We start from the raw sequence: 11638 nt of genomic DNA on the forward strand, positions 1-11638 counted from the left end.
CACCGTGTGCCCCAGCCCGGCGCCACCAGGCAAAAAAAGATCCCCGGCACGCATGCCGAGGATCTTTTCGCTGGAAGACGCAACGTGGCGGCCTCCGGGCGGGGTACTAGACCAGCGTTACGCCGGTAGCCTGGGGGCCCTTGGCGCCCTGACCGATTTCGAACTGAACGCGCTGGTTCTCGTCGAGAGTCTTGAAGCCACCGGTCTGGATCTCGGAGTAGTGAACGAAGACATCGCCATCGGAGTCATCCGGGGTGATGAAGCCGAAGCCCTTTTCAGCGTTGAACCACTTGACGGTTCCCTGTGCCATTTATTTCTCCTCATTATGGAACTTGTCTAAGTCCGGCACGCCTCGTGCTGGACTTGGTCACTCCGCGAGAAGAATCCTTCACTGCCGTCCCGATGGAACCGGCTGTGCAGGAGCTTCGCGCTCGCAACTTGTCTTGCGAGCATGAAAAAACACCTACACAAAGACTGATCTAAGAATTTCATGCCGTCCCCGTCTGGTCAACGGCCAAGCCGGGAAATTTTGGGTAAAAGCGGTATGAATCCCCTCGTCAGGCGCTATTTCCCGACGTCCGGTGCCTGCCGGGGTCGAACGGGGCCAGTCAGGGGGTCAGAACAGCCGGGATTCGGAGTCGTCCACGCCGCGCATGGCATCGTAGTCCAAAGTGATGCAGTCGATGCCGCGATCGTTGGCCAGCACTTTGGCCTGTGGCTTGATCTGCTGGGCGGCGAAGATCCCACGGACAGGGGCCAGAAGCGGATCACGGTTCAGCAGTTCCAGGTACCGGGTCAGCTGCTCCACGCCGTCGATATCGCCCCGCCGCTTCAGTTCGATCGCCACGGTGGCGCCGTCCGCGTCCCGGGCCAGGATGTCCACCGGCCCAATCGCGGTGAAGTACTCGCGGCGGATCAGCGAAAAGCCGGTGCCGAGGGTTTCAATCTGGTCAGCGAGCAGGCGCTGGAGGTCCGCTTCGACACCGTCCTTGATCAGGCCGGGGTCCACTCCCAGGTCGTGGGAGGACTCATGGATGTGCTCGTGGATGTTGATGATGAGGCGGTCATCGGTTTTGGCGGACTGGACGGTCCACTGCTCGGTGACGCCGAGCTCCAGGTCAACATCCTCCGGTGACGAGACCCGCAGGGTTGCCGGCGGGCTCATCCAGTTAAGCGGTTTATAGGAACCGCCGTCTGAATGGACCAGCACGGAACCATCGGCCTTGACCAGCAGGAGCCGGGTGGCAAGGGGGAGATGGGCTTTGAGCCGGCCAACATAATCAACTGAACATCGGGCTATGACAAGTCGCACGCCGTACACACTACCGGGGCTAAGGCAGAATGGAGGCATGCCGCGTTCCAACCGTCCCCGCCGCCCTGCCTCCGGTAAAGGCCCGGCTGCCAAAGGGAGCCTTGCTGGCAAGGTGGCAGGCAAGCGGGGCAACGGCGACGTTCCCGAGCTGGATCTGGAGCGTGCGCGGGCGGGAATTGCGCGGCGGGAAAGCGCTCCCGACGGCGAATGGATGGTCAGGACCATGACCGCCAGGAACGCGGAAAAGACCTATATCTGCCCGGGGTGTTCCACTGCCGTAGTTCCCGGTGTCGCCCACCTGGTGGTGTGGAAAGACGACCACCTGTTCGGCGCCGCGGCCGGCCTCGCCGAGCGCCGCCACTGGCACACCAACTGCTGGCTGTCTCGGACGTACCGTTACCGCTGACGCGAGGCGGCACGATTGGGGACAGTCACGCCCGGTCGCGGGGGCGTGGGCCGTCCGCAGTCGCTAAGCTGGCAGGCATGACTTTTGATCCGGCGTCGTACGAATTCAGCCAGCCTTCGGGCCCGTCACCCATCCGCGCTTCCACGGTCCTGCCGGCGAAGCGGGAGAATATCGAACTCCACACCGAGGACGGCCACAAGCTGGTGGGGGAACTTGCCCTGCCCGAATCCGGTCCCATCACCGCGACGCTGATCACCTTGCATCCACTGCCGACCCACGGCGGGTTTATGGACTCCCACGTCTACCGGAAGGCGTCCTACCGGCTCCCCGCCTTGGCTGGGGTCGCAGTGCTTCGCTTCAACACCCGCGGGACCGCATCGCCGCGGGGCACCAGCGCAGGTTCATTCGAAGAGGGGATCGGTGAACGCCAGGATGTCGAGGCGGCGGTGCGTTTCGCGGTAGAACGCGGACTGCCCAACCGCTGGCTGGTGGGATGGTCCTTCGGTACCGAACTGGCGCTGATGTACGGGGCCGTGGAACCGGTGGCAAGCCAGGTTGAGGGTGCCGTGCTTTTGTCGCCCCCGCTGCACCGGGCCACCGATGCGCACCTCCGGATGTGGGCGGAGGCTGCGAAGCCCCTGACAGTCCTGGTGCCCGAACATGACGACTACCTCCAGCCGGCGGCCGCTGCTGAACGCTTCAGCCTGGTGCCGCAGGCCCGGGTGGTAGGGGTCGACGGCGCCAAACACCTGTGGGTCGGCGAGAAGTACGCTTCCCGGGCCCTCAACGAGATCGTGGATGATGTGACTGAAGCAGGTTCCGGCCCCCACGGCCTGCCGACGGAGTGGAACGGTCCGGTGGCTACTGCTGCTGCCTAGTTTCGGCGCCCGGGCCGGGGTGTGGTGCCAGTCTGTGTCCTGCGAGTTAGTGCTTGTCCTGGCGGACGATGTAGATTTCCTTGACCAGCAGCAGGATGGCCGCTGCCGTCGGGATGGCGATCAGGGCGCCGAGCACGCCGAGCAGGCTGCCACCGGCAATGACCGAGATGACGGCCACGGCGCCTGGCACGGCCACGGCTTTCTGCATGATGCGCGGGGAGATGAAGTACGCCTCGAACTGCAGGTAGGCGAAGTAGCAGATCCCGTAGATGGCGGCCGTCTGCCAGCCTTCCGTCAGTGAGATCAGGACGACAACCATGCCTGCGATCATGCCGCCCACGAGCGGGATGAACGCCAGCAGCGCCACCACGAAGGCCAGCAGGAGGGCGAATGGGACGCCCACGATGGACATCACGATGAACGCGAACGTGGCATTTAACAAGGCCACGCAGGCCTGCCCGATCACGTAGTTACCCACGGACCGGGTGATCTCGTCGGAGAGCGCCTCCACACGGGCGCGGCGCGACCGGGGTGCCAGCCGGTAGCCCCATTTCTTCATGGCGGGAAGAGCCGCCAGGAAGTATAGGCTCAGCACCAGGACAATCAAGGTGCCAAAGAGCCCGTTCGCCAGTGTGGAGCCGAAACCCACCACCCCGCCGAATATCCCGCCCATGGCCTCGGGGTTGTTGACGAACTTGTCCAGTTCCTCGTTGATGCGGTCGCGCACGCCAAACTGGTCATCCACGCTGCGGAAGAACTCGGAATCGATGAAGTCCCGTACCCAGGTGGGTGCCTGCACCACGATTTCGGTGACTTGTTCCACGATGGTGGGGATGAGGGTGGCGAAAAAGCCTGCCACTGCGCTGATCAGGACAGTAACGGCAACCAGGATGCCGGCCGGGCGGGGGATTCTCCGGTTCTCCAGCCAGCCCACCACGGGTTCCAGGCCCAGCGCAATAAAGAGGGCTGCCACAATCCACAGGAGCAGCTGCGTGTTGTTGGAACCGATCCAGTAGACCAGCAATGCCAGGCCCACTCCTACGGTGCCCATGAATCCCATATACAGGGGGTGCTGCATGGACATCCGGGGACCGGGACGGCCGAACTGCGTTGCGGTTTCACCAGCGTCCGTCGTGTCCTGGTCCTCCGTGTGGATGTACTCCGGCGGTATCTCAAAACGAAGCCTGGGCTGGGCGCCGGGCAGTGGCTGGCGCAGGCGCCGCACTACCACTCCAAGAGTCTTCACAGCGGACCGTCTCTGCTTCGCAGGCGCAGGCGCTTCCGGCAGGGACGGGGCCGTGCCAGGGTCCGAGTGATTTTCGTGTCCTGTTGAGGACTCTTCCGTCTTGTCAGTCACTGGATTCTGGGGCCTGTTCCGTGCGTGGCGCCGCATTTGCGGGCGGGTGTGATGATCATCGCAAACACTATCAGCCGCCCTGTCAACAGGAGCGAGGGCGCCCGGCCGGGGCGTCAAAGGTCCGCCGTCGACGCGGGTTTGCAGGACCCCAACGGGGGTTCTGGTAACAAAACGGTTACTATTGAAAGCAAACCCCCGCTGATGATAGGTGTTTCCTTTGCGTTTCAAGACTGCAGTCGCACTCGTGCTGCTCGGCCTCCTGACACTTTTGGCCGGCGTCGGCCAGAAAACAATCTGGGCTCCCTCCTCGACCTTCACGGCTTCGGCGCCGTCAGATGCCGCCCAGGCGCCCCTGACCGTCATCGACCAGAATCTGCGTACCCAGCAGGGCGGAACGGTGAAGATCAATATCGAGGGCGACGGCAATTTCCTGCTTGCAGTGGGCCGGCCGGACGATGTGGATGCCTGGGTGGGCAAGACCGCCCACAACACCGTCACGGGTGTCTCGGAGGACAAGGAAGCACTGGTGGTGGAGCACGCCGACGGCGAGGCCACCGCACCGAATCCTTCCGGATCCGACCTGTGGGTTTCCACCGAAAGCGTGAGCGGCGAACTGGAATACGCCTGGACGCCTCCCGCCGACGGCGAATGGTCGCTGCTGCTGGCCGCAGACGGCACGAAGGCGGCCCCGTCGTCGATCTCCATGACATTCCCGAATGACACCTCCACGCCGTGGGCCGTTCCCCTGATGGTCATCGGCGGACTGCTGATCCTTGCCGGCATCGCCCTGGCGCTTCTCTCCGCACGCAAGCGCGACGGCGAAGGCACCGGCCAAGGCAGCCTGTTCGCACGACGTGCCCGGGCCAAGGCTGAGGCTGAGGCCAAGTCTTCCTCGCGTCTCGGTATGGTTTCCGGTGGCATGGTCACCGCGGCTGTGACTGCCGCCGTAGTGGCCGTATCCGGTGCTCCGGCGACCGCTGCCACAACGCCCGCCCCGGCTCCGTCCACAGAATCAGCTGCCGAGGCCCCCGCCCAGCCATCATCGCCCGTACTCCTGGACGCACAGTTCCGCCGGATCCTCGAGCAGGTCTCCAGTGCAACGGACGCCGGCGACGCCGCAAGGAACGCTTCAAAGCTCGCAGACCGCGTCGGCGGGACCGAACTTGAGGTCCGCACCAAGAACTACAAGATCCGGTCCCAAGTGAGTACGTACGAAGCCCGGATGCCTGTCCGCTCCACCAAGCTCCTCACCACGGTGGTCACCAGCGATCGCAGCTGGCCCCGCTCCGTCCTGGCTGTGACGCAGGGTGACGGCAACGTCGTCCCGCAGCTTCTCACCCTGGTTCAGCCCTCGGCACGTGAGAACTACAAGCTGACGCAGACCACCCCGCTGCAGCCGGGAACCACGTTCCCCGCCATCGGCCGGGATGGCACCCAGACGCTGGCCGCAAGCGACAAGGAGGGCCTGCTCTACAGCGGTGAAGAAGCCCTCGCCGGCCTGGCCGACCGCCTGATCAACCCCAAGTCCAGTTTCAAGGACAAGCTCGTGGAGGGCGCATCCTCGCCATACATCGCCGACACCCTGTCCTACCAGGCTGAAGTGGTCAAGTCGGGCGCGAACGGCAAATTCTCCTTTACCCACAGTGTGGTGCCGGAAAGTACTGTTGTGTTCCGTACCGCCGACGGCGGGGCGCTGGTGATGGGCCGGATCAACTTCGGTTTTGACGGCACGCCCAAGGCTTCCGGCGATAAACTCACCATCGGCGACGACGCCGCCGCGCTCGCCGGCGGCAAGGAAACCACCACAGGAATGGTGCTGAACTTTGCTGAGTCGATGGCCGTCTACGTGCCGCCGGCCGGTTCCACGGATCCCATGAAGCTGGTGGCCGCAACCCGCGGACTGGTGGGGGCAAGCATCAAGTAGCCCCGGAAGCGTACTTTCAGTACTCCTGGCAGCGGCCGGAGTGGCTAGAGTGGAAAGCATGAGTTCGCCAGCTTCCCGCCCAGTCCCTCCAGCCGCTGCCAGCCTGCTTAACCTGCGCGGCGCCGTCGACCTTTCAGCCCTGAAACAGCGCCAGGCGCCTCCTGCGGGTGCCGGCAATCCGTCGGTTCCCGGTGATGCCGGTGCCACCAACGGAACTGCCTCTGAAACTGCGGCTGCGGGCGCCGCACCGCTGCGGGTCAATGTCACCGAAGGAAACTTCCAAGAGCTCGTGGAGCTTTCGGCCCAGGTACCGGTGGTCTTCGCGCTGTGGGCCGCCTACTCGCCGGAGTCTGCCTCGATGGTGGACTCCCTGGAGCAGGTGATCAACGGCTATGGCGGCCGCCTTGTGCTGGCCGCCGCGGACATCGCCGCCTTCCCGCAGCTGGCCCAGGCCTTCCAGGTCCAGGCCGTTCCCACGGCGGTGGCCGTAGTGAAGGGCCAGCCCGTCCCGCTTTTCCAAGGCGGCGCCGACGACGCCCAGATCCGCCCGCTCCTGGATGAACTGCTGAAGGTGGCCGCCGCGAACGGCGTCACGGGCAGCCTCGGCGGAGGCGCACCAGCGGATGCCGAACCGGCTCCCCTTCCGCCGCTGCACCAGGCGGCCTTCGACGCCATCGAAGCAGGGGACTACGAGGCAGCGGCGGTGGCCTACCGCCAGGCCCTTTTGGAGATGCCCGCCGACAGCGAGGCCAAGGCAGGCCTGGCGCAGGTGGAGCTGATGGCGCGGCTTCAGCCGCTTTCTGCCCAGGAGACCGAAGGGCTGCGTACCCTCGCCGCCAATGAGCCCGACAACCTTGACGCCCAGCTGGGCGTGGCGGACCTGGACGTGGCCGGCGGCCATGTGGAGGACGCGCTGAACCGTGTGGTCAGTTTCATCGGGCGGAACTTCGGTCCCGAACGGGAGACGGCCCGCGTGCGTCTCCTGGAACTTTTTGACGTGGTGGGCACGCACGACGACCGCGTGGCCAAAGCCCGCCAGGCACTGGCCAGGGTGTTGTTCTAGTGTCGGCGCTGTTCCAGCCGCTGAAGCTCCGTTCGCTGGAGCTGACGCACCGCGGCTGGGTGTCGCCGATGTGCCAGTACAGCTGCGATCCCGACGCCGCCCCGGGGGTTCCGAACGACTGGCACCTGATGCATCTGGGTTCCTTCGCCGCAGGCGGTGCTGCCCTGATCGTCACCGAGGCCGCGGCCGTCAACGCGGCCGGCCGGATCAGTCCGCGCGACGCCGGACTTTACAACGACGAACAGGCCGAGGCCTGGGCGCGCATCAACACCTTTGTGCACCGGAACGGCGCTGCCGAAGCGAAGATCGGCGTCCAACTCGCGCACGCGGGCCGCAAGGCGTCCACCTACTGGCCGTTCTCCGGGCAGCGGGGGAGCGTGCCCGAATCCGACGGCGGCTGGACCACCGTGGGACCGTCGGCTTCGGCGTTTGATGGCTATGCCGAACCCGCCGCCATGACGGAGGCGCAGATCCAGGACCTCATCGCAGATTTTGCCGCGGCCGCAGTGCGGGCAGTTGACGCCGGGTTCGACACCCTGGAAATCCACGGCGCGCACGGTTACCTGCTGCACCAGTTCCAGAGTCCGCTGATCAATACCCGCGCCGACTCGTGGGGAGGGGATGAGGGCGGGCGGAACCGCCTGACCCTGGCCGTAGTGGATGCTGTCCGTAACGTCATTCCGGAGGGGATGCCGCTGCTGCTGCGGATATCGGCCACCGACTGGGCAGAGAACGGGATTGATATCGGGGCATCTGTCCGGCTGGCCAAGCAGGCCCACGAACACGGCGTGGACCTCATTGACGTCTCCAGCGGGGGAGCCGTGGCCCATCAGGACATCAAGCCCGGACCCGGCTACCAGACCGGATTCTCCGCGCGCATCCGCCGCGAAACCGGTGTTCCCACTGGAACCGTGGGCCTCCTGACCTCTGCCGGGCAGGCCGAACACGCTGTTGCGACGGCCCAGGCCGACGGGGTGTTCATTGCCAGGGCTGCCCTGCGTGACCCGCACTGGTGGCTGCGGGCGGCATTCGAACTGGGCCACGACATCAAGTGGGCACCCCAGTATGAACGTGCCGTAGCGCGGCATTCATTCTGACGGCCGCATCCGTGACCCACCGACGGCGCGAAGTGGCGCAGACCCCTGATGACAAGGCTGGTGGCCAGCCTGCAGGGAAAATCGACAAGCAACTGGAAGCGAGCATCCTGGAACTCCTGGCTGCCAGGGCCGAAACGTCCACCATCTGCCCGTCGGATGCCGCCCGTGCTGTTGGCGATGAGAATTGGCGCGGCCTCATGGAGCCTGCCCGAAGGGCCGCGCGGCGGCTGGTTGATGCGGGCGAGGTCCAGATCACCCAGGGTGGTTCGGTGGTTGACCCTTCCACTGCCAAAGGGCCCATCCGCATCCGCAAGGTTCAGTAGGAATATCCGGCCCAGTCCGCCGATACCGCGGTCCTACTCCTTTGTCCCTACTCCTGCGGGAGGACCCCGCCAGCAAAGCCGCGGGACTAGGCTGGCGGTATGACTGCTCCGCATCCCGATCCGGCGCCACACTCCGGCCCGGTCCCAGCCCTGTCCATCCGTGGCCTCGCCAAGCGGTTCGGCGGAAAGATTGCCGTGGACGGCATCAGCCTCGACGTCCCGGCGGGCTCTTTTTTCGGCATTGTTGGACCCAACGGCGCCGGCAAGACCACAACACTGTCCATGGCCACAGGACTGCTGCGGCCGGACTTCGGCACGGCAATAGTCCACGGGGTCGATGTCTGGGCCAGGCCGCTGGAGGCCAAGAAGCTGATGGGCATCCTCCCGGACGGCGTCCGCCTTTTTGACCGGCTGACCGGCGAGCAGCTGGTCACTTATGCCGGGCTGCTTCGCGGTATGGACAAGGACGTTGTGGCGGCCCGTGTGGGGGAACTGCTGTCCGCTTTTGACCTCGGCCAGGATGCCGGGACCCTGGTGGTGGACTATTCGGCAGGCATGACAAAGAAGATCGCACTCGCCTCAGCACTGATCCACGCGCCGAGGCTGCTGGTCCTGGACGAACCCTTCGAGTCCGTGGATCCCGTGTCGGCGTCAAACATCCGGTCCATCCTGGACAGTTATGTCGCTTCCGGCGGGACTGTCATCGTCTCCAGCCACGTGATGGACCTGGTCCAGCGCATGTGCGACCACGTTGCCGTGGTGGCCGCCGGGCGGCTGCTGGCTGCAGGGACGGTGGACGAGGTGCGGGCCGGAGTGTCCCTGGAAGAACGGTTTGTCCAACTGGTGGGCGGACGCAACCATACGGAAGGCCTGGAATGGTTGCGCACCTTCTAAGGCTGAAGCTGACCCTGCTCCGCAACGGCCTTCGCCGCAGTCCCTGGCAGCTGGTGGGGATGGCCATCGGTGGGCTGTATGCGCTGGGTCTGGTGGGCACCCTGGTAGTGGCCCTGGTCCTGCTGCGCAGTGCCGATCCGGAACTGGCGCACACCGTGGTGGTGCTGGGCGGCTCGGCAGCCCTCCTGGGCTGGGGAATTGTCCCCGTGGCGGCCTCCGCAGCGGACATGACCCTTGACCCTGCACGCTTCACCACCTACGCGGTCCCCATGCGCCAGCTCCTGGCCGGGCTGGCCCTTGGCGGACTGATCGGCATTCCCGGGCTGGCCACCGCTCTCGTAGCGCTCGCCACGGTGTGGACGTGGGCCCGCGGCCCACTGCCCGCGGTTGCCGCACTGGTGGGTGCCGCCGTCGGCGTCCTGAGTTGTATTGTCCTCTCCAAGGTAGTCACCACGGCCACAGCCAGCCTTGCCTCGTCCCGCCGGTTCAAGGACATCAGTGCCATCGCGTTTATGGTCCCGCTGGTCCTGATGGGGCCGATTGTTGCCGGCGTTGCCAGTGGCGTTTCCGCTTCGGCAGGCTTCCTGCCGGAGCTGGCGGCCACTCTGTCCTGGACGCCCCTGGGTGCCACCTGGTCCCTGGGCGGCGACCTGGCCGCCGGGAACCCGGGAGCGGCCGCCGTCAAACTCGTCATCGCCGTTGCCACCCTCGCTGCCTTGGCCTGGTTCTGGAAGCTGCTCCTTGAACGTGCACTGGTCAACCCGCCGTACGCCGGGAGCGGCAGCCGCAAGGCCGGAAAGCTGGGCTTGTTCGCCCTCCTTCCGGCCACCCCCGCCGGTGCCGTCACGGCGCGGGCGCTCACGTACTGGCTGCGTGACCCCCGCTATTCGGGGTCCCTCGTTGTTGTCCCCCTGCTGCCCGTCCTGCTGGTCTTCCAGGGCAGCCAGACCGGGGACTTCGGGATGCTGGCGGTGGCGGCACCCCTGGCGGCCTTCCTGCTGGCCTGGTCCATCTCGGCGGACGTCTCCTATGACAACACGGCGTTTGCCCTGCACGTGGCCACGGGTGTCCGGGGTGTTGACGACCGCCTGGGACGGGCGCTGGCATGCCTGGCCTTCGCCCTTCCCGTGGTCCTGGTTTTTGCGGTGGGCCAGTACTTCTTCACCGGCAGCTGGTCGGAACTGCCCGGCCAGCTGGGTCTGAGCCTGGGCATCCTGTTCACGGGCCTGGGCCTGTCCTCTGTGGTGTCGGCCCGCTATACCGTGGCCGTGCCCCTGCCCGGCGACAGCCCGTTCAAGAAGCCCCCGGGCAACGTGGGCCAGACCATGGCGGTGCAGTTTGGCGGCATGGGCGTGCTGACCCTGCTGGTCCTGCCCGAAGTGGGACTGTTCATAGCGCAAATGGTCACCGGCAACGCCGTCTTTGGGTGGGCCACCCTGGCCGTCGGCCTGATGCTGGGACTGGCGCTGTTTGGGGCAGGCATTCGGCTGGGCGGAAAATGGCTTGACGACCGCGGGCCCGAACTGCTGGCCCAGCTGACTGTGAACCGCTGACCCCGCAGGACAACAGAAAGCAAAACTCCAGAAAGGTGGCCGCAATGGAAGTTGTCATCCTCCCCGGCAACAGGCAGATCGGGAAGCTGGCGGCAGACGCCGTCGAAGCTCTGCTCCGGCGCAAGCCCAATGCTGTCCTGGGGCTGGCCACCGGGTCCTCGCCGCTGCCTGTCTACGACGAACTGGCTGTGCGGCACGAGCGTGACGGGCTGGACTTCAGCGCCGCACACGCCTTTGCCCTGGATGAATATGTGGGCCTGGTGCCCGGGCACCCCGAGTCGTACCGGGAGGTCATCGGGCGCGAGTTCACCAGCCGGGTGAACATCCTCCCGGAGAATGTCCACACTCCTGACGGATCGGCGGCGGATATCCCGGCGGAGTGCCGGGCCTACGAGGACCGGATGCGGGCGGTGGGCGGCGTGGACCTCCAGATCCTCGGCGTGGGCACGGACGGCCATATCGGCTTCAACGAGCCGGGCTCCTCGCTTGCCTCGCGGACGCGCATCAAGACATTGATCGAGCAGACCCGCCGCGACAACGCCCGGTTCTTCACCAGCCTCGCGGATGTGCCCCACCATGTGGTGACGCAGGGACTGGGCACCATTCTTGAGGCCCGGCATGTTGTCCTCATAGCCACAGGGGCGCAGAAGGCGCCGGCGGTCCGCGACTTCGTGGAAGGGCCGGTCTCCGCGGTTTGCCCGGCCTCGGTCCTGCAGTTCCACCCGCACGCCAGCATCCTGGTGGATGAGGCAGCGGCGTCGTCGCTGAAGCTCGCGGACTTCTACCGGCATACCCATGACCACAAACCTTCGTGGCAGGGGCTGTAACACG

The 11638-nt window shown here is 65.8% G+C and carries 12 protein-coding genes; 9 read left to right on the forward strand and 3 right to left on the reverse strand.

The window, feature by feature from the left end; translation table 11 throughout:
• Positions 1–106: 106 nt before the first annotated feature.
• Both J2808_RS03205 and nucS read right to left on the reverse strand, forming a co-directional pair.
• Entirely contained in the window at positions 107–310 is a 204-nt protein-coding gene (locus J2808_RS03205; protein ID WP_011692441.1) for a cold-shock protein, read from the reverse strand.
• Between the two features lie 306 nt (positions 311–616).
• Positions 617–1312 carry an endonuclease NucS gene (gene nucS / locus J2808_RS03210; protein WP_309811500.1) on the reverse strand — a complete coding sequence of 232 codons (696 nt, stop codon included), beginning with the start codon at positions 1310–1312 and terminating at the stop codon, positions 617–619.
• A 37-nt stretch (positions 1313–1349) separates the two neighbouring features.
• On the opposite strand from nucS, the gene J2808_RS03215 reads away from it, so the two are divergent.
• Both J2808_RS03215 and J2808_RS03220 read left to right on the forward strand, forming a co-directional pair.
• A complete protein-coding gene (locus tag J2808_RS03215) occupies positions 1350–1718 on the forward strand; it encodes an ATP/GTP-binding protein (protein ID WP_309811503.1) in 369 nt (122 codons plus the stop codon).
• Between the two features lie 77 nt (positions 1719–1795).
• Positions 1796–2596: an alpha/beta hydrolase gene (locus J2808_RS03220; RefSeq protein ID WP_309811505.1), complete on the forward strand. Its 801-nt coding sequence runs from the start codon at positions 1796–1798 to the stop codon at positions 2594–2596.
• Between the two features lie 46 nt (positions 2597–2642).
• Here the strand turns inward: J2808_RS03220 and J2808_RS03225 are convergent, their stop codons facing one another.
• Positions 2643–3953, reverse strand: a complete 1311-nt coding sequence (locus tag J2808_RS03225; RefSeq protein WP_309811507.1) for an AI-2E family transporter — start codon at positions 3951–3953, stop codon at positions 2643–2645.
• 217 nt (positions 3954–4170) lie between these two features.
• Between J2808_RS03225 and J2808_RS03230 the strand changes: the two genes are divergently transcribed.
• From J2808_RS03230 to nagB, 7 genes are all read left to right on the forward strand, one after another.
• Positions 4171–5877 (forward strand): hypothetical protein, encoded by a 1707-nt coding sequence (locus tag J2808_RS03230; RefSeq protein WP_309811510.1) that lies wholly within the window; start codon positions 4171–4173, stop codon positions 5875–5877.
• Between the two features lie 58 nt (positions 5878–5935).
• On the forward strand, positions 5936–6940 hold the full coding sequence (locus J2808_RS03235) for a tetratricopeptide repeat protein (RefSeq protein ID WP_309811514.1): 1005 nt from the start codon (positions 5936–5938) through the stop codon (positions 6938–6940).
• Positions 6940–8037, forward strand: a complete 1098-nt coding sequence (locus J2808_RS03240) for an NADH:flavin oxidoreductase/NADH oxidase (protein ID WP_309811517.1) — start codon at positions 6940–6942, stop codon at positions 8035–8037. Before J2808_RS03235 ends, J2808_RS03240 begins: the two co-directional genes overlap by 1 nt.
• Before the next feature lie 11 nt (positions 8038–8048).
• On the forward strand, positions 8049–8360 hold the full coding sequence (locus J2808_RS03245; protein ID WP_309811521.1) for a DUF3253 domain-containing protein: 312 nt from the start codon (positions 8049–8051) through the stop codon (positions 8358–8360).
• Positions 8361–8459: 99 nt separating this feature from the next.
• Positions 8460–9254 carry an ABC transporter ATP-binding protein gene (locus J2808_RS03250; RefSeq protein ID WP_309811524.1) on the forward strand — a complete coding sequence of 265 codons (795 nt, stop codon included), beginning with the start codon at positions 8460–8462 and terminating at the stop codon, positions 9252–9254.
• Entirely contained in the window at positions 9236–10807 is a 1572-nt protein-coding gene (locus J2808_RS03255; protein ID WP_309811528.1) for a transporter, read from the forward strand. The genes J2808_RS03250 and J2808_RS03255 overlap by 19 nt, the downstream gene beginning before the upstream one ends.
• 44 nt (positions 10808–10851) lie before the next feature.
• On the forward strand, positions 10852–11634 hold the full coding sequence (gene nagB / locus J2808_RS03260; RefSeq protein WP_309811531.1) for a glucosamine-6-phosphate deaminase: 783 nt from the start codon (positions 10852–10854) through the stop codon (positions 11632–11634).
• Positions 11635–11638: the final 4 nt, after the last annotated feature.

The organism is Pseudarthrobacter sulfonivorans (assembly GCF_031454915.1).
GTDB classification, from domain to species: Bacteria; Actinomycetota; Actinomycetes; order Actinomycetales; family Micrococcaceae; genus Arthrobacter; species Arthrobacter sulfonivorans_C.

Coding starts and splice junctions, on each gene's coding strand:
- nagB (WP_309811531.1), top strand. CDS start 10,852: ATGGAAGTTGTCATCCTCCCCGGCAACAGGCAGATCGGGAAGCTGGCG.
- J2808_RS03220 (WP_309811505.1), top strand. CDS start 1,796: ATGACTTTTGATCCGGCGTCGTACGAATTCAGCCAGCCTTCGGGCCCG.
- J2808_RS03235 (WP_309811514.1), top strand. CDS start 5,936: ATGAGTTCGCCAGCTTCCCGCCCAGTCCCTCCAGCCGCTGCCAGCCTG.
- J2808_RS03255 (WP_309811528.1), top strand. CDS start 9,236: ATGGTTGCGCACCTTCTAAGGCTGAAGCTGACCCTGCTCCGCAACGGC.
- J2808_RS03205 (WP_011692441.1), bottom strand. CDS start 310: ATGGCACAGGGAACCGTCAAGTGGTTCAACGCTGAAAAGGGCTTCGGC.
- J2808_RS03250 (WP_309811524.1), top strand. CDS start 8,460: ATGACTGCTCCGCATCCCGATCCGGCGCCACACTCCGGCCCGGTCCCA.
- J2808_RS03215 (WP_309811503.1), top strand. CDS start 1,350: ATGCCGCGTTCCAACCGTCCCCGCCGCCCTGCCTCCGGTAAAGGCCCG.